Source organism: Nocardia sp. NPDC057440, from assembly GCF_042802915.1.
Classification (GTDB): Bacteria; Actinomycetota; Actinomycetes; order Mycobacteriales; family Mycobacteriaceae; genus Nocardia.
In genome coordinates this window covers 227,686-249,323 of the sequence record NZ_JBHVDF010000009.1, presented here as the reverse complement: position 1 = coordinate 249,323, position 21,638 = coordinate 227,686, and the positions used below count along the sequence as shown (strand labels likewise).

Annotated in this window: 20 protein-coding genes; 8 read left to right on the top strand and 12 right to left on the bottom strand. The window is 67.9% G+C overall.

The window, feature by feature from the left end; translation table 11 throughout:
• Window positions 1-64: 64 nt before the first annotated feature.
• Window positions 65-292, top strand: coding sequence for a zinc ribbon domain-containing protein (locus tag ACFU4Z_RS20670; protein WP_379065273.1), 228 nt, complete (start codon window positions 65-67; stop codon window positions 290-292).
• Window positions 293-326: 34 nt separating this feature from the next.
• On the opposite strand, the gene ACFU4Z_RS20665 is transcribed toward ACFU4Z_RS20670, so the two are convergent.
• From ACFU4Z_RS20665 to ACFU4Z_RS20650, 4 genes are all read right to left on the bottom strand, one after another.
• A complete protein-coding gene (locus ACFU4Z_RS20665) occupies window positions 327-602 on the bottom strand; it encodes a SelT/SelW/SelH family protein (RefSeq protein ID WP_379065271.1) in 276 nt (91 codons plus the stop codon).
• Window positions 603-619: 17 nt separating this feature from the next.
• Window positions 620-1,009 (bottom strand): YchJ family protein, encoded by a 390-nt coding sequence (locus tag ACFU4Z_RS20660; RefSeq protein WP_379065269.1) that lies wholly within the window; start codon window positions 1,007-1,009, stop codon window positions 620-622.
• Window positions 1,010-1,115: 106 nt separating this feature from the next.
• A complete protein-coding gene (locus tag ACFU4Z_RS20655) occupies window positions 1,116-1,571 on the bottom strand; it encodes a hypothetical protein (protein WP_379065267.1) in 456 nt (151 codons plus the stop codon).
• Complete coding sequence (locus tag ACFU4Z_RS20650) at window positions 1,568-3,997, bottom strand: AAA family ATPase (protein ID WP_379065266.1); 2,430 nt, start codon at window positions 3,995-3,997, stop codon at window positions 1,568-1,570. The genes ACFU4Z_RS20655 and ACFU4Z_RS20650 overlap by 4 nt, the downstream gene beginning before the upstream one ends.
• Window positions 3,998-4,441: 444 nt before the next feature.
• On the opposite strand from ACFU4Z_RS20650, the gene ACFU4Z_RS20645 reads away from it, so the two are divergent.
• The 4 genes from ACFU4Z_RS20645 (at window position 4,442) to ACFU4Z_RS20630 (ending at window position 12,609) form a co-directional block, all read left to right on the top strand.
• Window positions 4,442-7,363 carry a DUF5691 domain-containing protein gene (locus ACFU4Z_RS20645; protein WP_379065264.1) on the top strand — a complete coding sequence of 974 codons (2,922 nt, stop codon included), beginning with the start codon at window positions 4,442-4,444 and terminating at the stop codon, window positions 7,361-7,363.
• Window positions 7,360-8,475 carry an AAA family ATPase gene (locus tag ACFU4Z_RS20640; protein ID WP_379065262.1) on the top strand — a complete coding sequence of 372 codons (1,116 nt, stop codon included), beginning with the start codon at window positions 7,360-7,362 and terminating at the stop codon, window positions 8,473-8,475. Before ACFU4Z_RS20645 ends, ACFU4Z_RS20640 begins: the two co-directional genes overlap by 4 nt.
• A gap of 140 nt (window positions 8,476-8,615) precedes the next feature.
• Window positions 8,616-11,057, top strand: a complete 2,442-nt coding sequence (locus ACFU4Z_RS20635; protein WP_379065260.1) for a DUF5682 family protein — start codon at window positions 8,616-8,618, stop codon at window positions 11,055-11,057.
• Between the two features lie 388 nt (window positions 11,058-11,445).
• Window positions 11,446-12,609 carry a VWA domain-containing protein gene (locus ACFU4Z_RS20630; RefSeq protein ID WP_379065258.1) on the top strand — a complete coding sequence of 388 codons (1,164 nt, stop codon included), beginning with the start codon at window positions 11,446-11,448 and terminating at the stop codon, window positions 12,607-12,609.
• A gap of 43 nt (window positions 12,610-12,652) precedes the next feature.
• Here the strand turns inward: ACFU4Z_RS20630 and ACFU4Z_RS20625 are convergent, their stop codons facing one another.
• The 4 genes from ACFU4Z_RS20625 to ACFU4Z_RS20610 all read right to left on the bottom strand — a co-directional run bounded on the left by ACFU4Z_RS20625 (window position 12,653) and on the right by ACFU4Z_RS20610 (window position 14,988).
• Window positions 12,653-14,137 (bottom strand): serine hydrolase domain-containing protein, encoded by a 1,485-nt coding sequence (locus ACFU4Z_RS20625; protein ID WP_379065256.1) that lies wholly within the window; start codon window positions 14,135-14,137, stop codon window positions 12,653-12,655.
• 143 nt (window positions 14,138-14,280) lie between these two features.
• On the bottom strand, window positions 14,281-14,466 hold the full coding sequence (locus tag ACFU4Z_RS20620) for a hypothetical protein (RefSeq protein WP_379065254.1): 186 nt from the start codon (window positions 14,464-14,466) through the stop codon (window positions 14,281-14,283).
• Window positions 14,467-14,470: 4 nt separating this feature from the next.
• Window positions 14,471-14,620, bottom strand: a complete 150-nt coding sequence (locus tag ACFU4Z_RS20615) for a hypothetical protein (RefSeq protein ID WP_379065252.1) — start codon at window positions 14,618-14,620, stop codon at window positions 14,471-14,473.
• A 170-nt stretch (window positions 14,621-14,790) separates the two neighbouring features.
• Window positions 14,791-14,988 (bottom strand): hypothetical protein, encoded by a 198-nt coding sequence (locus tag ACFU4Z_RS20610; RefSeq protein WP_379065250.1) that lies wholly within the window; start codon window positions 14,986-14,988, stop codon window positions 14,791-14,793.
• Between the two features lie 220 nt (window positions 14,989-15,208).
• Between ACFU4Z_RS20610 and ACFU4Z_RS20605 the strand changes: the two genes are divergently transcribed.
• Window positions 15,209-16,087: a helix-turn-helix domain-containing protein gene (locus ACFU4Z_RS20605; RefSeq protein WP_379065248.1), complete on the top strand. Its 879-nt coding sequence runs from the start codon at window positions 15,209-15,211 to the stop codon at window positions 16,085-16,087.
• On the top strand, window positions 16,084-16,290 hold the full coding sequence (locus ACFU4Z_RS20600; RefSeq protein WP_379065246.1) for a DUF397 domain-containing protein: 207 nt from the start codon (window positions 16,084-16,086) through the stop codon (window positions 16,288-16,290). Before ACFU4Z_RS20605 ends, ACFU4Z_RS20600 begins: the two co-directional genes overlap by 4 nt.
• Before the next feature lie 22 nt (window positions 16,291-16,312).
• Here ACFU4Z_RS20600 and ACFU4Z_RS20595 read toward each other — a convergent pair whose 3' ends face one another.
• Window positions 16,313-17,140 (bottom strand): phosphatase PAP2 family protein, encoded by an 828-nt coding sequence (locus tag ACFU4Z_RS20595; protein WP_379065244.1) that lies wholly within the window; start codon window positions 17,138-17,140, stop codon window positions 16,313-16,315.
• A 295-nt stretch (window positions 17,141-17,435) separates the two neighbouring features.
• Between ACFU4Z_RS20595 and ACFU4Z_RS20590 the strand changes: the two genes are divergently transcribed.
• Window positions 17,436-17,648, top strand: a complete 213-nt coding sequence (locus ACFU4Z_RS20590) for a hypothetical protein (RefSeq protein ID WP_379065242.1) — start codon at window positions 17,436-17,438, stop codon at window positions 17,646-17,648.
• Window positions 17,649-17,709: 61 nt separating this feature from the next.
• On the opposite strand, the gene ACFU4Z_RS20585 is transcribed toward ACFU4Z_RS20590, so the two are convergent.
• From ACFU4Z_RS20585 to ACFU4Z_RS20575, 3 genes are all read right to left on the bottom strand, one after another.
• On the bottom strand, window positions 17,710-20,238 hold the full coding sequence (locus ACFU4Z_RS20585) for an ABC transporter permease (protein WP_379065240.1): 2,529 nt from the start codon (window positions 20,236-20,238) through the stop codon (window positions 17,710-17,712).
• A gap of 49 nt (window positions 20,239-20,287) precedes the next feature.
• Window positions 20,288-21,064 (bottom strand): ABC transporter ATP-binding protein, encoded by a 777-nt coding sequence (locus ACFU4Z_RS20580; protein ID WP_379065238.1) that lies wholly within the window; start codon window positions 21,062-21,064, stop codon window positions 20,288-20,290.
• A 92-nt stretch (window positions 21,065-21,156) separates the two neighbouring features.
• A complete protein-coding gene (locus ACFU4Z_RS20575) occupies window positions 21,157-21,597 on the bottom strand; it encodes a MarR family winged helix-turn-helix transcriptional regulator (protein ID WP_379065236.1) in 441 nt (146 codons plus the stop codon).
• Window positions 21,598-21,638: the final 41 nt, after the last annotated feature.

Sequence of the window (21,638 nt, the reverse complement as noted above, 5' to 3'; positions counted from 1 at the left end):
ACGTCCACCCCACGAGCGGGGCGGCAAGACGCACCTAACGGTTACGGGACGCTACGCTGGAGCGATGCCGAGCTACAGCTTCCGGTGCCGCAGCTGTGGCGACACCTTCGACGTGAATCGCCCGATGGCGGAGTCCTCGAATCCGGCCGCCTGCCCGCACGGTCACGACGACACGGTCAAGCTGCTCACCACGTTTGCCACGGTCAGCCGGGGTGGCGGCGGCACAACACAGCCCGCTGCGGCGCCGCGTCCCTCGGGCGGCGGCTGCTGCGGGGGCGGCTGCTGCGCCTGACGCGCGTCCGGCTCGATCCGCGGCGGGACCGAGCTCAGTCGCGCTTGTCGGCGTGGCCGAGATCACGATCCGGCTCGACCCGGTCGCGGACCCGTTGCTTGAGGACGGCGATATCGGGGAACCCGCCGTCGGCCTTGCGCTCCCACACCTGCTCGCCGTCCACGGTGATCCGGAAGACACCGCCCGATCCCGGGATCAGCGCGACCTCGCCGAGGGTGGTTTCGAAGGTGCTCAGTAGTTCCTGCGCCATCCAGCTCGCCCGCAGCAGCCAGCGGCACTGGGTGCAGTATTCGATCGCGACTCGTGCCATGAGGGGCACGCTACCGGTCATGGTTCGATGACACCGTCCAGGTAGACCCAGGCGCCGTCCTCCCTGCGGAACCTGCTGACCTCGTGCAACGATCCGCGGGCGCCGTCGGCCCGATAGTGCGCGCGGAACTCGACGACGCCGACATCGTCGAACGGACCGCCGCGCTCGGTGCGCACGATCTCCAGGAACAGCCACCGCTGCCCGGGATCGAGCTCGAGATCCGCGGGCCGGGTGCTCGAATGCCACGAGCGCCGAAGGTATTCGGTGTCGCCGATCGCGAACGCGGTGTATCTCGACCGCATCAACGCCTCGGCGGTCGCCGCGGGCCGCTCCCCCGCAAGCACGGGACCACAGCACTGCTCGAACGGCTCGCCGCGTTTGCACGGACACACCTCGGTTCTACCCATCCCCACATCGTGCAAGCCCGGCGCACTCGATATCACTCCGGGCTCCAGAAAGGGCCGGAGGTGTCCAGACCGCATCCGGCTTGTTCGGCCACGTCCGCCGACACCGTCATCGCACGTCCGCACTGGCCAGCGCCGCGGCGATCGCCGCGGTCTGCTCGCGCCAGCGGCGCAGGTCGGTGACGCTGGGCGCGAGCTCGTAGTCGTAGTGATGAGCGGCCCGCGACAGCGCCGCCCATACCGTCGCGACCTGCGCGGCAGTCTCGGAGCCTGCGAAGACGCGCAATGCCAGCAGCTGCGCGCGCATCGGGCAGCGCGCCAGCTCTGGAGCGACCCGCGCCCACAATTCGTCGACGCACTGTTCGAGGGCCAAGCGCAGGATCCACACGGTCGCGCGCGACCACAGCCCGTCGGCATCGGTCACCGACCCGTCGAGCAGCCGGTCGACGGCATCGAATCGCTCGGCGACGGTCGGCCGAGGCAGTGCGCGCGGACGGCCGGCACCCGATCGACGCGCAGGACCGTGACGGCCCGGCCGCCGCCGCGGCTTGTCTTGCGCACTCATGTGCGGAGCCAGGCGACGAACTTCTCGGTGTCGGCGATCAGATCGCGCATACTGCGGCCGATCGGCACGTGCGCGCCCGCGGTCGCGTCGCGCAGCGCGTCCACCACCCATTTACCTTCGCGGGCGAGGTGTTTGTTCAGATCGTCGACGCGCCCGGACACGCCCATCACCGCGAGTGCGACCATCGCGCGGGTGGTCTGCGCGCCCTCGATGTAGCGCTCCACCTCGCGATGATCCATGCCTTCGGCAAGCAGCATGCGCCTGGCCCGCGCCAGGCTGGCCGCCTCCACCGCGGAGCGGCAGCAGGTGGCGACGAGTTCATCGGCGATCGCTTGCGGCAGCTGCGGGGTCTTGGCCAGCGAGCGCGCGTCATCGAGGTAGCGACGCACCGGGTCGCTTGCCATCCTGACCTCGATCACCGACCGCTCGCGCCGCTGCACCTCGAGTACACAGGCGTCCAGCTGCATGCGGCGGACGGCCTCGGCCAGTCGCTCGTCGTGGGTGAACACGATCACCTGGCGCGTCCACGCGACGACGGCGAGCACCCTGGCCAGCCCGTCCACCTTCGCCGGGTCCATCGCCTGCACCGGGTCGTCGATCATGACGAAACGGAACGGGCTCTGTTCGACGGTCGCGCGTGGCAGGAACAGCGACAACCCCAGCGCGTGCAGCTCGCCCTGGCTCATCACGCCGAGCGCCGCGCCGTCGACGTCGTCGACGGTGACATCGAGCAGCACGCGCCGCGCGGTTCCGGCATTGCCCTGCAACGTGATTGCGCCGAGTTCCACATTGCTCTGCTGCCGCAGCGAGTGCCAGACCCAGCGTGCCGTCGTCTCCAGCGGCGCCATACGCTCGCCGCGCAACCCCGCGGTCGCGGACTTCAGCCAGTCCTCGGCCCGCCGGACCGTGCGCAAGACGCCCGCCTGCGCGGCCACCCGCCGAGCTCCGTCCAGCCAGCCGACGAGGCGGGGCACCAGCGGCGACCACACCTCGTCGATCCGGCTCAGTTCCTTGCGGGTGCCCTGTTGCAGCAGATCGAGTTCGTCGACGAGCCGCGCATGCGCACAGCGCAACTGGTCGGGCAGCTCAGCGATGTACTCGGCCGAGCTCAGCGCGGACCAGTCCGACCAGGCCCTGCGCACCGCTGTGGTGTCCACGGTGGGCGGGTAGCCGGGGTCGAAATCCAGTTCCGCGGGAACATGCTGCGGCAATGCCCGCGCCGCACGCAGAGCTCGACGCAGATCGGCGCGCGCGGTGGCGAGCGCATCGACCCGTGCGGTCAGCGCGGCGATCGAATCATCGGCGGCACGCGACCATCCGTCGTCCAGCTCCCCGCGGCCACAGACCGGGCACCCGCAGCTACCTCCGGCGGCAACATGATCGCGCGCCTTGCGCAGCAGCTCGAGCACCCGCAGGTCGGCTTCGGCGTCCGCGGTGGAATCGCGAGCCAACACGGTCGCGGATTGCTCCAGGCGTTTGGCCACCGCCTCCACCTCGGCGTTGGACGGGATGGCCAGTCGCACGATCGCGCGCAGGCCCGCGGGTCCGGACGGATCGTCGGCGGAGCCGAACACCGCACGGCCGATCGCGGTGAGATCCGGTTGCGCGGGGCGCAGCAGACCCGCTAGCCGGATCGCGCGATCGTCGGCCACCGACTCGAGCGTGGCGACCAGCCCGAGCCGCTGCTGCCGCGAATCCCGCACCACACGTTCCAATTCCAGCCGGCGGGCGCGAATCCGCTCCTGCGCCATAGTCAGTTCGTCGAGGCCGAGCAGCTGGTGCAGCGCGTCGAAGAGGTCGCTGGGTTTGCCGTCGACCAGCGCACCGAGCTCGCTGTAGGACAGGAAAGGGCGGTACAGGTCGAGCAGCCCGGACCAGCGGTCGGCATCGAAATCCGTTGGCGGGCCGGGTGGTCGCTGTTCGGTCCAGCGCGCCGCGCCGAGCTCCGCCTCCGGTGTCCATTCCTTGGCGATGGTGAGCTCGGAATCGCTTCCCGTAGTGAGCAATTCCAGCTCGATGCGCGTGGATTCGGACTCGTGCAGGTTGCGCCAGCCCTCCCGCCAAGCGGCGGACCTACCGTCCCAGCGGCGATTGCCGCCGGTCAGCGCCAGCTCCGCGGCCTCGGCGAAGCTGGATTTGCCGCTGCCGTTGCGTCCGACGACCAGGGTCAATCCGGGACCCGGCGGCAGCTCGAGCGATACCTCGGGTCCGATGCCACGGAAGCCGCGCACCCGGATAGTGCGCAGGAATATCCCCGAATCTTCGAAATCTGTTGTGCGGTCGGGAGACTCGGTGCCGAGTGCCTGCAACACCGCGTGCGCCACATCGGCGGTGACCGTGGGATCGGCAGCAAGTCTGCGGGCAACCACCTCGGTGAGACGCGGCACCGCTTCCGTCGCCGGGTCGGCATCGGGATCCGTGCGCATGCGAAACCCCCTCCACCACCGAACGGCGTCCTGGCGCCCCAGGGCCCGGCGTCACTGTCGAAAGCTGTGCGAAACGCTACCCGATCGTGTCGAATTCGCCCACCGCACGGTCCGAAGGCGCTGATGGGGGGTTCGAACCTGCCCGCGGGGCTGGTATGGCCATCGAGCGGCAGGGGAATGCGCTCGATGTCCACCCCTCGCCAACCCCGGCGGGCAGCTCGATGGTGTCTCACCCGATGCGGGTGGCTCGGTCGAGCCGAACAGAACAGAATGACAGAAACCGACCGGTAAGGCAAGTCACATGTGCCTCGAATTTTTCGGCTACACAGCGATTTCCAGGCAAAACCCATGGGTAGCGCGGCACTTGTCGGAGGGCTGCGGTAGAAATCCGGTCAACCGAGAAACGGGGGAACACATGACGCAGAGCCGAGCGGGAGCCGCCCGATGACGGCGCCGTGGACCGAGGAACAGGTCAGTGCGCTGGCGCCGGATGCGAGCTCGCTGTCGGCCGCACGAAAGCTCGCCGGGCGCTGGCACGGCGCGGGGTATCGCGACACCGCGCTGTGGGGCCTCTGTAAGGGCAGCGGCGCCAAGCCGTATCAAACGATCGTCGATCTGGCCGGTCCGGCGTATAAGTGCTCGTGTCCGAGTCGCAAGTTCCCGTGCAAGCACGCGCTGTCACTGCTGCTGAGCTGGTCGGGCGGGACGATCGAAGGCTCGGCGCAGATCGCCGATTTCGCCGCCGACTGGATCACCGGCCGCGCCACTCGCGCTGCGGCGAAACCTGCCGGTGAAACCGCCACGCGCACGCCGAATCCGGCCACGGCCGAGCAACGGCGGGTGCGAGTGACCGCGGGGCTGGAGGAACTCGATATCTGGCTCGGCGATCAGGTACGCACGGGGCTCGCCCAGAGCGATCGGTCGTTCGGGGCGTTCGAGGCGATCGCCGCGCGGATGGTCGACGCGCAAGCGCCCGGCATCGCCTCGGCGCTGCGGCAACTGCCTGCCACGGTGGTGACCAGCGCGGATTGGCCGGACCTTGTGCTGCGTGAATTCGCGCGGCTGCACCTGCTTGTCGCCGCGCATCGACGCATCGACGACATGTCGCCCGCATTGGCGGCGAGCATTCGCTCCCACATCGGTTATCCCGCACCGGCGGAGAGCGTGCGTGACCAGCCTGCTGTGCGCGACAGCTGGATGGTGCTCGGTGTCCGCACCAGCGAGGAGGAACGGCTCTACACGCGGCGCAGCTGGCTTTACGGCAGGGAAAGCCGGCGCTGGGCGCTGCTCGTCGAGCACTCGTTCGGCGCACCGAGCTTCTCCGCGGAGGTGCCCGCACCCGGCATGATGGCAGCGGCGCACCTGCACTACTACCCGGGGGCCGCGCCATTGCGCGCACTGTGGGGCGAACGGCACGGCGCCGCGGAACCATTCACCACCTTGCCCGTCGCGGCCGAAGGCGGCAGCATCGCCGCCGCGCTCGATGCGCACGCGCGGGCGCTCGGCGCGGATCCGTGGCTGCGGTCGTGCCCGGTCCTGCTCACCGACGTCGTGCCGGTTCCCACCGAAAATGGTTGGTATATAGCCGAATCCGGCGGTGCGGCGGTTCCTGTCGTGCCGATCGAACAGCCGTGGCGGCTACTCGGCGTGTCCGGCGGTCATCCGGTGACGCTTGCCGCGGAGTGGACTGCCGATGGCCTTGTCCCGATCTCGGCGTTCACCGCGGGCGAAGTCGTCGACGTGAGCGGCCAGGGACTCACCGCCCGCAGCGCCAGGAATTCGGCTGCCACCCAGTCGCCGAACGCCGCGGACCTGACCTCCGTCGCATTGCTGGGCACCGCGCGCCGCGCCCCCGACCCGGCCCGGCTCGATCCACCGGTCGCGGCCGCCGCAGCCAAGCTGCGCTCCGAGCCTGCACTGCTGCTGCTCGAATCCGCCGCACTGCGAGACACTTTCGCGCGGGGCGCAGTGGCGGCGGGCACCGCGACCCCGCCCGAACCCGCCGAGGACGACACCCGGCGACTACTGCCGAGGCTCGCGGCTTCCCGGCTGTCGCGCATGGTGGCCGACCGGTCACCGTTTCTGCCGGAATGGTTCGCCGCTGCCGCGCCGTACGACTACCGCGCCCCCGATGCATTGTGCGGACTACTACTGGAACACGCGAAGACGAACGCCGAGCTGCGCGAACCCCTCGTGCGCCTGACCGGCGCGCGCGGTCGCTGGTTGGCATTACAGCATCCGGAGTGGCGAAACCTGGTGCGGCACGGTGCGACAACTCCGGCTGCGGAGGTATGGCAGTTCGGCAGGCCACCCGAGCGGCGGGACTGGCTCGCCGATCTGCGCCGCCGCGACGCGGCCGCCGCGCTCGCGGCGCTGACCGCGGCATGGCCGAAGGAGTCCGGCCCGCTGAAAGCGGAGCTGCTCGCCGTCCTCGCCGAGGGGATTTCGGCGGCCGACGAGGGGCTGCTCGAGACGGCGTTGGACGATCGCCGCGCCGACGTCCGGCGCACCGCCGCCGGACTGCTCACCTTGCTGCCCGACTCGGCGTTCGCCCATCGGATGACACGGCGCGCGACTCAGTGGCTGGAAACGATCTGGGTACCTGCCGAAAACCGCGCGCTCCGTATGCATCTCACCATCGAGTTGCCCGACGCACTCGACACCGCGGATCACCGGGACGGCATCGCCGATCGCACGGTGGAGTTCGCCTACCGGTGGGGCGGCGGACCCGACGTGACCGCGGGCCGCGTCCGCCAGCTCGTCGCCGCGACGCCGCTGACACACTGGGAGGCGGCGCTGGGTAGGCCGAATAACCCGGCCACACCGGAGCAGGTGACGCAGGCCGCCATCGCCGACCGGTTCCGGCAGCCGGTCTTCGACGGCTGGGTCGATGCCACACTGGCGCAGCACGATCCGGCGTGGGCCCGCGCCCTGTTCAACGCGGGCGTGCCGTCCGATCTCGCCATGCTGCGGCGCCGCGAACTCTTCGCGCTGCTGCCGCTCGCCGACCGGACCACGCACCTGCTGCAGCTGGACGGATCGTGGCTCTCGGAGATCGAGGCACTGTTGCCAGCCTTGGGGCACCCATGGCCGGAACCGTTGGCCCAGCATCTGATTCTGCTGCTGTTCGAACGTGCGCGCGCCGCGTACCAGCCGCCGGAGACCAACCGCCCCGGCGCACACGGCGCGACGCCGAGCGCACACCGGTCGCTGCTCGCCGCGGCGGCCGCACACCTGCCGCTCGTCGCGGCCCCCGCGGTCACCGTGGTGGCCCGCCGTTGCGACGATCCCGCCTGGGAGCAGGCCTTCAACCAACTCGCCCATGACCTCAACCACCGCTCGATGATGCTCGAGGAGTTGCAGTGACCAGCACCGCCGTGTCCACCGAAGGCACCACACCGGACCTGTTGCGCCCCCACGCCGAACAGGCATACGCCCACGAACTGCGGGCGCTCACCGCCATCGACGACCGCCAGCGCCCGCCCTCGTGGCGGCTGTCGCCCTGGGCGGTGGTCACCTATCTGCTCGGTGGCACGCTCGACGACGGCACCGTGATCACCCCGAAGTATGTCGGCCCGCGCCGGCTCATGGAGGTCGCGGTGGCCACCCTGGCGACCGACAGGGCGCTGCTGCTGCTCGGCGTGCCCGGCACCGCCAAAACCTGGGTTTCGGAACATCTTTCGGCCGCCATATGCGGCGAGTCGACACTGCTGGTGCAGGGCACCTCCGGCACCGCGGAAGAAGCGATCCGCTATGGCTGGAACTACGCGCGACTGCTGGCAGAAGGGCCGAGCGAAGGCGCGATGGTGGCTTCGCCGGTGATGACCGCGATGAGTCGCGGCGCGATCGCCCGCATCGAAGAACTCACCCGCATCCCCTCGGATGTGCAGGACGCGCTGATCACCGTGCTGTCGGAGAAGACACTGCCGGTCCCCGAACTCGGCACCGAGGTCCAGGCCGCCAAGGGCTTCAACGTCATCGCCACCGCCAATGACCGCGACCGCGGCGTCAATGACCTGTCCTCGGCGCTGCGCCGCCGCTTCAACACCGTAGTGCTGCCGCTGCCCGCCAGCGAAGACGACGAGGTCGCCATTGTCACCCGTCGCGTGGAACAACTCGGCTCCGCGCTGGAACTGCCCACCATTCCCGCCGCCGCCGAGGAAGTGCGCCGCGTCGTGCGCATCTTCCGGGAACTGCGCTCCGGTATCACCGCCGACGGCCGCACCAAGCTCAAGTCCCCGTCGGGCACCCTGTCCACCGCCGAAGCGATCTCGGTCATCACCAACGGCATCGCCCTCTCCGCGCACTTCGGCGACGGCGTCCTGCGCGCCTCCGACATCGCGGGCGCCGTCCTCGGTTCGGTCATCAAGGACCCGGTCTCCGACGCCGTCGTCTGGACCGAATACCTGGAAGCCGTCGTCCGTGAACGCCCCGACTGGTCCGATTTCTACCGCGCCTGCCGCGACGTGAACGGGTGAGCTACACCGCCGAATCGGCGCAGCTCGGTTCCGCGACGGCCGGGATGCGCACACGGACAGAGAAATTCGACCCGAGGTAGCAGGGTGACTCACACATACGCCGACACACACCCGGATACCACCAACCACACGGATGCCTCATGCCGGCAACCGCACGAAATCGGTGCGTACAGCCCGGCGGGCGCGGCGCGGAAACAAGGGGTAGCACCGTGATCAACACGTATCCAGGCGCTGACACCAACGGACACGCGAACACCAACGCCCACGGCGACGCATCGCAGGTCGGCGACGGACCAGTGACTCGAGTATTCGGCATTCGTCATCACGGGCCTGGTTCGGCCAAGTCGCTGCGCGCGGCGTTGGAGGCGTTCCGGCCCGATGCGATCCTGATCGAAGGTCCGGCGGATGCCGATCCGCTGGTCGGCTACGTTGCCGCTGACGGGATGGCACCGCCGGTGGCGCTGCTCGCCTATGTGCCGGACACGCCGGCGAAGGCGGCGTTCTGGCCATATGCGGTGTTCTCCCCGGAGTGGCAGGCGCTGGGGTATGCGGTGGAACACGGTGTGGCCGTGCGGTTCTGCGACCTGCCCGCCACTACCGTGCTCGCCCGCGACGACGAACCCGGTGATCACATCGACCCGCTCGCCGAGTTGGCCGCTGCCGCTGGATACGACGACGCCGAACGCTGGTGGGATGCGGTGGTCGAATCGGCCGCCGACTCCACTGCTTTCGAGGCGATCACGGAAGCGATGGGGGCGATCCGCGATGCCGCCGCCGCGGGCACGCTCGGCGCCCGGACCGACCGCGACGGGGAATCGGCCGAAGGCAACGCACCCGGAAACGGCTCGGTCGCTGTCGAAACGGAGATCGCGCCACGAGTGCCGGTCGCGATCGACGAGCACACGCTGCGGCGTGAGGCGTACATGCGGCAGACGATGCGCAAGGCGCTCAAGGACGGAGCGCAACGGCTCGCGGTGGTCTGCGGTGCGTGGCATGCGCCCGCCTTGGTCGGCAAGCTCGGACCGGCGGCAGCGGATACGCGGCTGCTCAAGGGGTTACCGAAAGTGAAAGCCACCGTGACCTGGGTGCCGTGGACGCATTCGCGGCTGGCCTCGGCGTCCGGTTATGGCGCGGGCATCACCTCGCCGGGCTGGTATCACCATCTGTTCACTCAGACCGAGCAGCCCATCGCCCGCTGGCTCACCAAGGTGGCCGGGGTGCTGCGGGCGCATGACCTGCCGGTCTCGAGCGCGCACATCATCGAATCCGTCCGGCTCGCCGACACTCTCGCCGTGCTGCGCGACCGTCCGCTCGCCGGCCTTTCGGAGGTCACCGAGGCGGTGCGTTCGGTGATGTGCGCGGGCGACGAGACGATGGTCCGGTTGATCGCCGCCGAACTCGTCGTCGGCGAGGCGCTCGGCGCCGTGCCGGAGGGCACCCCCACCGTGCCGCTCGACGCCGATCTGCGAGCCAAGATCAGAACACTGCGCATGAAGCAGGAGGCGGTATCGCGGACGCTCGATCTGGACCTGCGCAAAGAACGGGAGGTCGATCGTTCCCGGCTGCTGCATCGGCTGCGCCTGCTCGGCATCGGTTGGGGCACACCGACCACCGGGGAGGTGCGCAGCACCGGCACCTTCCGGGAAACCTGGACGCTGGAATGGCGACCGGAGTTCGCGGTCTCGATCATCGAGGCCTCGCGCTGGGGCACCACCATCCGCACCGCCGCCGAGTCGAAGATCCTCGATCTGGCCAACCGCGACGGCAGCACCGTCGCCGACCTCACCGCCGCGCTGGAAACGGCGCTGCTGGCCGACCTCGGCGGCGCTACCGACGGCCTCATCTCCCGACTGGAATCGGTTGCGGCACTGGATCACGACGTGAGCCACCTGCTCGCCGCCCTACCAGGTCTGGTCCGCACCCTGCGCTACGGCGATGTGCGCGGCACCGACACGAAGGCGCTCGTTCACGTCGCCGACGGTCTGCTGGTGCGCATCTGCGCGGGCCTCCCCGGCGCGGTGACCGGGCTGGACGCCGACGCCGCCGAGCAACTGCGCGGCCTCCTCGACGCGGCCCACACCGCCATCCACACCAGGGACGACGGCTGGGCCACCAAGGAGTGGCTCGCGGCGCTGCACCGCCTCGCCGACCGCGACGATGTCCACGGCGCGCTGGTGGGCCGCGCGGTCCGGCTGCTCTGCGACGCGGGCGTCATCGAGGAAACAGATTCCGCGCGAAGGCTTTCCGCCGCACTGTCGATCGGTAACACCGCCGCAGCGAAGGCCGCCTGGATCGACGGTTTTCTCGGCGGACGCGGCCTCTTGCTCGTCCACGACCGAGAGTTGCTGCGCCTCATCGACGAGTGGCTGCGCGAACTCGGCGACGACCAGTTCGTCGAGACACTCCCCCTGCTGCGCCGCACCTTCGGCGCTTTCGAATCGGGAGAACGCCGTGCCATCGGCCAAGCCGTCCGCGACGGCGGCGCACTCCGGACCGACAACACCGACAGCACATCCTTCGATGTGGACCGGGGACTGATCGCCATGCACACGGTCGCCGAGATTCTGGGAGTCGCCGGATGAAGTCCTCAGCACCACAACGATCCCGGGACACGCGGCTCACTCACGCCGCCCGAATCATCCCGCACAAAACCCGGCCCGCTCGCAACAACCGAACCACCATTCCCAGCACCCGAACCACGGGCAACACCCGAACGACCGCTCACAACACCCGGTGCGCTCGCGGCACCAGAACCAGCACCCGACCCACCTACGACACCCAAACCAGGGGCGACACTCGAACGACCGCTCACAACAACCGATCCACGAGCGGCACCAGAACCATCGTGACGCCGCCGGATGAACCCTCGCAGCGCAATGTCCGTGGTGCGAACACCTCCTGCGCGGGCATCAGCACCTCGAACTACGTGACCACACGAACGCGGACCATCGACTTCCCCGGAGTACCTGGATGAATGACATCGATGAAACACACTCCCGGCGTTGGCGTTTGGTGCTCGGCACCGCTGCCGAGCCGAGCCTCGGCGGCCTGGGGTCCGGCGATGACCAAGCGATGGACGCGGCATTGTCGGCCCTCTACAACACCGACGACACCACGTCGTCGGGCAAACGTGCGGCGGGCCTGGGCGGCTCGGCGCCGAAAGTCGCTCGCTGGCTCGGGGACATCCGCACCTATTTCCCTTCCACGGTCGTGGAGGTCATGCAGCGCGACGCGGTCGACCGGCTGAACCTGACGCAGCTGCTGCTGGAACCCGAACTGCTGGAAGCGGTGGAGCCCGATGTCCATCTGGTCGGCACGCTGCTGAGTCTCAATGGCGTGATGCCCGAAACCACCAAGGCGACAGCGCGAATGGTGGTGCAGAAGGTCGTGCGTGAGATCGAGCAGCGCATCGCCGCGCACACTCTCGCGGCCGTCTCCGGCGCGCTGAACCGCGCCGCCCGCATCGGCCGCCCACGCCTGCGCGATATCGACTGGGATCGGACCATCCGCAAGAACCTCGCGCACTACCTGCCCGAACACCGCACCGTGGTGCCCGAACGCCTCGTCGGCTACGGCCGCAAAGCGCAGGCGGTGTGTCGTGATGTGGTGCTGGCCATCGACCAATCCGGCTCGATGGCCTCCAGCGTGGTCTACGCATCGGTGTTCGGCGCGGTCCTCGCTTCGATGCGCGCGCTGAAGACGTCCCTGGTCGTCTTCGACACCGAAGTCGTCGACCTCACCGAACAACTCGCGGACCCCGTAGACGTCCTGTTCGGCACCCAACTCGGCGGCGGCACCGACATCAACCGCGCCATCGCCTACTCCCAGTCGCTCATCACCCGCCCCGCCGACACCTTGTTCGTCCTCATCTCCGACCTCTACGAAGGCGGCATCCGCAACGAAATGCTCCGCCGCGTCAACGCCATGAAGGAATCCGGCGTCCAGGTAGTAGTCCTGCTGGCCCTCTCGGATGAAGGAGCTCCCGCCTTCGACCACGACAACGCCGCCGCCCTGGCCGCCCTCGGCGTCCCCGCCTTCGCCTGCACCCCCAATAAATTCCCCGACCTCCTGGCACTGGCCCTGGACCGAGGCGACATTCAATCCTGGGCCAACACCAACGCCGGCCAACCCTGACTCCCCACGCCCGGAACAACACCGAGCGCCTCCTCGAGGTTGGTCACGGGCAGGCGGGTGACTTCTCGCCGGCGACGGCCAGCTGCTGGCAGGACCACACGCTGTCGAACCGCCAGCTGCCGTCGACGGCTTCGAATCCGATGATCATCGGCACGGTTTTCTGTGAAATGGCCGCGCGCGTGGTGGCGTACATGACTCCGTCGCCGTGGTCGGTCGTCTTGTCTACGGTGACTGCGACGCCCACATAGGCACGCGCGATCTTGGTAATCAATTCGGGATCCTTGTCGTCGCCCATAGCCCGCAGTTGTTTGTCGGCGGCTGGAATCGTCGGATCCAGTGCGTTGCGAAGCTGATCGGTCAGCTCGGCGGGCGACGGGACCGGCGGGGCCGGACTCCTCGACGGGGCATCGAGGCGCGGAACCGTTCCTGGATACAGTCGTGCCACGACGTCAAACCAGATGGACGCGGCGCTGATGGGCAGCAGGCTCCCGTAGGACGGCTCGTACTGGTTCGCGACGACCGCGACACTGACCTTGCGATCGGGCAGGTACATGGCTACCGCTGTATATCCGAGCACCGAACCGGTATGCCCCAGCCACGAACCCCACCTCATCAGACCGAGGCCGTAGCCTATCGGATTACCGAACGCGGTCCCGGAGATGAAAGTCGTTCGCGCCCGCAGAGTTTCGGGCCGCAGAAACTGCCCCTGGACCAGCATCGGCGCGTAGGCGGCGAGATCGGTCACCGTGGAAGTCATGGAGCCGGCCGCGCCCCAGATCGATGGCGGGGTCCGCACCGTGACGTCGGTACGAACATCCGCGTTGTAGGCATAGCCCCGGCTGTCCGGCGCGGACAACACCCCGTCGCTCGGATAGACCGTATCGGGCAGCCCGTAGTCCCGCGCGAGATCGTTGATCACATCGCGTAACGGGCGTCCCGTGGCGCGTTCCAGCACCAGGCCGAGCAAGAAGAACTCCGAATTCGAATAGCTGGTGCGGATATTCGGCGGCTGCGTTTTTTCCGGGTGCGTCCTGATCACGCGCAGCGTGTCGTCGGTCGTCCATTGGCGGTCCGGCACCGCTGCCAGCAGCTGCGGCGCGAACTCGGGATCGACGCTGAAATCGTAGACGCCGCCGCGCATCCCGAGCAGATCGCGCACGGTGATGGTGTCCCCGTTGGGAATGCCGTCGACGTAGTCGCTCAGTCGATCGTCGAGCGACAGCTTGCCGTCGTCGGCGAGCCGCAGCACCGCGGTGGCGGCGAAGGTCTTGGTGATGCTGCCGATCCGATAGTGGTCATGCACCTCGGCGCTGCGGCCGGTGGCGATGTCTGCGAAACCGTAGGCGCGGCTATAGGTTCCACGCTCAGGATCGACGATCGCCACGGCCGCGCCGGGTATCAGACCCGCGTCGATGTCGGCCTGCACGATCCGGTCGATCGTGTTCACCAGATCCTCGGGAAATGTTGCGGCCCGGTCAGGTTTCGCGCCGCCGCATCCGGCCACGAGCAGCAGAGCCGAGACTGACACTGCCCCCAGTGCTCGCGCCCACCGGTTCCGCCCACTTCGATTGCACCGAGCCATGGTCCCCCCACCGCATGCGCCCGTCCGCGAACGCGTGACTCCGCACGATAGCAGCAGAACGCGGTGGCGGGCTCTCGGTGTTGCCGCAGTCATGGGCCAGCCGTTGGCCAGCCGTCTTCGCCGACCTGGGAGAGGGTGCCGTCCGCATGGTGGAGTATCGCGGGACTGTCGTCGGGGGCGAGGGCGAGTTTTTGGGGAGTGTCCTCGTGGAAGAGGGCGAGTAGGGCTGCTACCGATGGCGCGAGTTCGGCTCGCCGGGAGTGAATTTCGAACATCCGACTAACTCTCCGTACCCGAGCCAGGCAGATCGGACGTGTCGAGTAGTGCCTGCCAGTAGTCCTCACGCACCGCGTCCCACAGATCGAGGTAGCCGGGGAAGGCTTCTCGAACCGTCGCCAGATCCGGCGGTCCCAACACGTCGAATAACACCAATCCCGGCGCTCCCAGCGGCAACGGTTCCCGTCCGGGCCACCGGTAGGCAGGGGAAGCGTCGGCCCTATTCTGAACCCGCAGGATACGAGCCCCCGAACGCAGTAGCCGCCAGGTAGCAACCTTCCGGCCATCCGGTGATTCGCTGGTGCGCAGCCGATCTCGACGCATCACCGCGACTCCCGGTTCGTGCGCCCGATGCCGGGGGACGCCACACCCCGGCACCGGGACGATTCGGCGACCACCGGCCGCCCCGCCCACTCCCGTAGGGCGTACGCGAAGCGCTCGACCAGCTCGGCCGTCGCGCCGACGTGTGCGGTTGGTGGCCCGGTGAACGGGTCTCGTTGCGGAAGCTCACTATTCGGCATCTGCCGACCTCCGGGGATCGCCTGCGGCTGGGTGCGCCCGGCCCCTGACAAACTCCTGACGAAGGGGAAGGGAGAGTCATCCCGGGCGCACCACCAGCACACCACCCCGGCCCCGCAAGGCTCCACATATCAACGGGAACTTTCCAGTAAAAACCCATGAAGTTCCACCAGAGATGTCAGTGTGGTTCCAATCGACAACCGAATTCTTGGAGGGGCAAGGATGGCAACCGGTTCCACACTTCCCAGACGACTGCTCGGCCGCGAACTGCACGACCTACGGGAGAACGCGGGCATCACGATGGACGTAGCCAAAGCAGCTATATCCGTTGGTAAACAGACGATTTGGCGCATGGAGACGGGGCAGCCGGTCAGGCTGCGGTTCATCGACATCGAGCGGCTGTGCCAGGTCTATGGTGCAACCGAGGAGAAGACGCAAGTACTACTCGGACTCACCGAGGAGGCACAGGGCAAGGGTTGGTGGCATGCCTATGGAGATGCCATCCCGAAGCACTTCGATCTATTCGTCGGCCTCGAGCAAGCCGCACATCGGCTTTCCTCCTATCAGGCTGCACTCATCCCCGGACTGTTGCAGATCCCTGAGTATCGACGCGACGTGATCTGGGCGGAGCTGCCGAATGTTGAATCCGCCGAAGTGGAACGGCGAATGGAGCTGGCGACTCGTCGACAAGACCGGCTAACGAGCGAATCGAACCCCATCAAGCTCGAGGTTGTTCTGGATGAGCTGCCGTTACGTCGACCGATCGGCAGCCCTGCGATCATGGCGGCTCAGCTCCAGCACCTCACGGAGGTGAGCAAGTTGGCAAACGTGTCCGTGCGAGTCGTGCCAGCGTCGGCAGGAACACACCCGGGTCTCTTGGTCGGCACATTTGTGTTGCTCGAGTTCCCGAAGCACCCAACCGCCCACCTGACGGAGCCGCCCGTTGTGTACGTCCAGGGGTACACGGGTGCGTTGTACCTCGAAAAGTTCGACGAAGTACAGCAGTACCGGGACGCATACACTCGGCTACGGCGTTCGGCATTGGATGAGGGCGAGAGCCGTCGACTCATCCTCGAGATTGCAGAGGAGTTCGACCAGTGAGTGCAGACCTGTCAGGCGCGCGATGGTTCAAGAGCAGTCGGAGCAGCGGGACCCAAGACTGCGTAGAAATCGCGCATCTGGATAGGGGCATGGTCGGTGTTCGCGACTCGAAGAACCCGACCGGCCCAGCCCTGGTGTTCACCCCCAGCGAATGGGACGCCTTCACCCACGGCCTGAACGACGGCGAGTTCGACCGCCCCTAAGGTCACACAACCGGCGGCGCGATCATCTGGTGATGGCTACTGTCGATTCCACTGGGCCCATCACGCCCCAGGCGGTCGCCGATTCCGGCACCACGAGCGGATGTATCGCGGCCGCTGCCGCGAGCAGCGTGATCGCGACGATGGCGTCGAGCCAGTAGTGGTTGCCGGTGCCTATCACCACCAGGGTGGTGATGACCGGATGCGCCAATGCCAGCCAGCGCCATGGGGTTCGGGTCGCCGCGACCACGGCGAAGGCGAGCAGCAGCGCCCATCCGACATGCAGTGACGGCATCGCCGCGAACTGATTGGACAGGCCGCCGGAATCGGGTGCGCCGTAGACCGATTGGCCGTGGATGGCGGCGAGGTCGACGAACCCGTACTGCGGCAGCATGCGCGGCGGCGCGAGTGGCATCAGAACGTGCACCACGAGCGCGCCGCCGGTCAGCGCCACCATCAAGTTGCGGGTCCACCGGTAGTGCTCGGGCCGGAAAGTCCACAGCCACAACAGCACCGCGACCGCGACGGTGAAATGCGCGGTGGCGTAATAGAAATTCGCGGGCACCGCGAGAAAACTCCGGTCGACGAAGATCGCCTGCACCGTCGTCTCCTCCGGCAGTCCGAGCCGGTCTTCGACACCGAGTATGGCGTGCGCATTGCCCATCGCGTGCATCGTGTCGTCGGCGGTGAACATGCGACCGACCCGATAGGCCAGATACAACACGGTGATCAGCGCGAGCTGCCCGATCGCCTCACCGCCCCTGCCGTACACGGCGGCGCGCACCCGTTCGGCCCGTTCGGCGAGCGCGGGCGGAAAACTCACGCCGGGACCACCGAAACCCACTGCCACCATCGCCAGCGGCTCCCTTCCTCATCGAAGCAGGCCGCCAGCTACAATTAAGTGGAGCAACAACCTCCGTTTACCGTAGCATCACCATCCGCTTCGATTCACCGCTATGTGACCGGAGAGACAAACAACCGAGGAAGGCGCTGGATCAGCCGTAACCATCAGCAGGTCAAGGGAATACAGCACTCCGCATCACCGGCCGCACCGGCGCACACGTGGCGCGCGCCCGGCGAATACGCACGTCTGCCCCAGCCACTGGCAAGCGCCTCTCCACTGTGCTATCGCCGCGGTCAACGACCAAATGGACGACGCGCTGCGCGCCGCCGCCGTCGCGGAGTTCGGCGACGCCGACGAGCACCGCATGGCGATCGCGGTGGCGGCCGTCAAGGCCATTCCCTACGGACTCGTCCGCGAGTACATCGCGGCCGCGATGCCCATTCCGGACTGGGTCGACAACGTCACCGCCACCGCGACGGCCGCCGTTGTCCACGAGTTACGCCCGACCGGCCGTTAGATCTGCCAGTACCGAGTGCCATTGCGGTAGTGAGTGACACCGGCTGTCAGGGCGAAAAGCCCTACAGATCCGCAATGGCCGCCAGTGGTGGTGTGCGCGCGGCTCGGATGCCGGGCCACAGGGCCGCGAGGACACCCACGACCGCCGAGCACACCAGCACCAGCACCAGCTGATTCCACGGGATCGCGATCTGATCGATGCCCAGGTCGCGCAGGGTCCGCAGGAATCCGACGCCGAGGCCGAGGCCGAGCAGCATGCCGACGATCGCGCCGAACACCGCGATCAACATCGATTCCAGATAGATGGTTCTGCGCACCTGGGCGCGCTGCATTCCGACCGCGCGCAGCATGCCGATCTCGCGACGTCGCTCCACCACCGACAGAGCCAGGGTATTGACGATGCCGAGGATCGCGATCACCACCGCGAGCGCGAGCAGGCCGTAGAGGATCGCGAGCAGCGTGTTGATCTGCTTGCCCTGCGCGCCCTTGAACTCCTCCGGGTCCTGGACCTGAACAACCACGAATTGCTCGGTCGCCTTCTCCAGGTCGGCGCGCATCTCGGTCAGGTCCGCGCCGGGCTTGGCCTTGATCAGCATCAGGAAATTGGTGCGGAAGTTGATCGGCATGGTCTCGTCGTACAGCTTGGGCGACACCACCATCGGGCCGAGCAGCGGTGTCTTCTTGTAGATGCCCGTCACGGTCAGCTGAATCTTCTTCCCGTCCAGACTGACCACGGTGACCTGATTGCCGACCTTCCAACCCCGCTCGTCGGCCTCGTCCTCCGAGACCAGCATGTCGTGGTCGCCGAGGGTGTCGGTGCCGCGAATCACGTCGTAATTCAGCACTCGGTCGAGCGGCCCGTCCGGCGAGGTGCCGATGAGCTGATCGTCGCCGACCTTCAGCCCGACGCCACGAATCCCGACCACATCGGCCACCTGCGGCACCGACTTGCGCACCGCGTCGCCCGCGCCGAGTGGCACCCCGATCAACTGCGGCCCGGCCAGCACGTAGTCGGCGTTGACGCCCTTGTCGACCAGCACGCTCACACTCGCCTTCGCCGATGCGCCGAGCATGCCGATCGCGGTCACCAGCATCAGTCCGAGGGTGAGCGCGAAGGCCGTTGCGGCCGTTCGGCGCGGATTGCGCGCGGCATTGTTGCGCGCCATCCGCCCGATCGGCCCGAACGGGCGAATCAGCACGCCGAGCACCCCGACCACCGGCCGCGACACCGCGGGCGCGGCGAGCAGCACGGCCAAGATCAGCGCCAGCGCACCGATGCCCACCGTCAACGCGGCATTGCCGCCGGTGGATCGCGCACCGATCACCACGAGGACCACGCCTGCCACCGCAAGCACCGCACCGCACAGGGTGCGCACCCGCAAGGAGTCACCGGTCGACGCGAATTCTTCCCGCATCGCCTCGATCGGCGGGATCTTCGCGGCCCGTCGTGCGGGCGCGTAAGCGCTCACCAAGGTGACCAGCAGTCCGACGAGCATGCCGACCACGATCGTGCGCGGCCGCACCGCCATCGAACCGGTCGGCAACCCGAGATCGAAAGCATTGAGCACCGCGGAAAGTCCGAACGCCAAACCGATGCCGCCCGCCAAACCGATGGCGCTGCCGATCAATCCGATGACGAAGGCCTCCGCGACCACCGACCGCCCGACCTGCTGCCTGCTTGCTCCCACCGCCCGCAGCAGTGCCAGTTCCCGCAGTCGCTGGGCCACGATCATCGAGAAGGTGTTGTAGATGATGAACGTGCCGACGATCAGCGCGATCGCACCGAAGGCGAGCAGGAAGTAATTGATGAAGTTCAGCGCGTTGGAGATTTCCTTCTTCAGATCGGCGCGCACCTGCTCGCCGTTCTGCACCTTGTAGTCCTTCAAGGTGGTCGAAAGCTGGTCGCGCAGTTGGTCGCCCGGAATGCCCGCGGCGGCGATGTCGACATAGGCGACGTGCGTGCCGTCGGTGAACAGCTTGCGCGCCTGTGTGTCGTCGAACAGCAGCCCGATGAAGCCGCCGGTGTCGGAGGGCACCTGGTAGATGCCGGTCACCGTGACGTCGATGGGTGGACCGTGCGACGGGATGAGGATCTTGGTCTTGTCCCCCACCTTCAGCCCGGCGCGTTCCGCGCCACCGGTGTTGATCGCCATCTCGCCCTCGTGCGCGGGCGGGACGCCCTCGACGAACTTGTCCGGTTCGGCCACCGCCTTGCCCGGCGGCAGATACGACTGCCCGAAGGTAGGCGCGCCACCGGTCTGCACGGCCTTCTTGCCGTCCGGATACAGCAACACCACCGGACCGTTCACGCTCGGCGCGACGGCCCGGACCCCGGCGGTCTTCGCGATCTGGTCCACCACGCTCTGTGGCACGCCGAGGGCCTGCCGTTCCTTGGGGCTCACCCGGACATCGACGCCCTTGGCCTGATTGGCGAAGATCCCGTCGAAGGTGCGCTGCAGGGTGTCGGTGAACACGAACGAGCCCGCGATGAACGCGGTGCCGAGCACCACCGAGAGCACAGTCAGCGCCAACCGCACCTTGTGCGCGGCGAGATTGCGCAAGGCCACCTTGCGCATCGGACTACCGGCCATTACTGCTGCCCCTGCCTCGTGTGGGAGACCGCGTAGGACTGTCGCACACTCACGCCTGCTCCAGTGCCTTCATCGTGTCGAGCACCGATTCCGCGGTGGGATCGCGCAGCTCGTCGACGATCCGTCCGTCGGCGAGGAAGATCACCCGGTCGGCGTAGCCCGCGGCGTGCGGTTCGTGGGTGACGATGACGACCGTCTGCCCGAATTCGTCCACCGCGGCCCGCAGGATGTTGAGCACCTCCTCGGAGGCACGCGAGTCGAGATTGCCGGTCGGTTCGTCACCGAAGATGATCTCCGGCTTGCCCGCGAGCGCACGCGCGCACGCAACCCGCTGCTGCTGTCCGCCCGACAGCTCGCTGGGCCGGTGGGTGAGCCGGTCGGTCAGCCCGAGCCGCTCGAGCACCGTGTCCAGCCAGTCCTGGTCGGGCTTGCGGCCCGCGATGTCCAGCGGCAACGTGATGTTCTCCAGCGCCGTCAGCGTCGGCACCAGGTTGAACGCCTGGAACACGAAGCCGATCCGGTCGCGCCGCAGCCGCGTCATCTGCTTGTCCGACAGCCCGGGCAGATCGGTGTCGCCGATCCGCACGGTCCCGGAGCTGGCGGCGTCCAGACCTGCCAGGCAGTGCATCAGCGTCGACTTGCCGGAGCCCGATGGCCCCATGATCGCGGTGAACTCCCCCTTCGCGAACTCGACCGATACGCCATCCAACGCCCTGACCTGCGTATCTCCCGACCCGTACACCTTCATCAGGTCGATGGCACGGGCCGCGATATCGGTCGGAACCGCGGTTTCGGCGGTGTCGGTAGCCACAGCGTGCGAAGTCATGCAGTCCAGTCTGTCTGCGATCGCGCCACCGCGCCATCGGGGAGAACCCCGATGACCTGAGTATCGATTCGCCCGACGCGGGGCAACAGCTCCTACAAAATCGCCGGTTCGGTGGCGCGCAGTCGGTCGAGCATGGTGGTCAAGGCGCGCGTGAGTAGGCCGGTATCGGTGGCGACCAGATCGAGGCCCGCCTCGGCGATGGCGCGAGTCATCGTCTGGAGGGTCAGCAGTCCGCGTCGGGTAGGAAAGACGAGGACGCGTCTGCGGTCGGTGTCGTCGACCTTGCGGTGGACCAGGTTCTCGGTGATCATCGCGTCGATGAGCCTGGTCAGGCTGGCGCCGGTGAGCAGGGTCGCCTCGCCGAGGTGTGCCATCGGACGTCCGGTGCCCGCGGCCACCGCGGTCAGCACGTGCCAGCGTGCGACGGAGGTTTCGCCGAGACAGGTCGCGACGGCGCGGTCCAATTCCTGTGACGCCCGGCGTACCAGTCGCGCCAGCTCCTCCACGGCGGCGGGGGCAGTGCTATCGTCCACCGCAGCACTATATAGACAACGCCGTATGGTATTGATTCAAA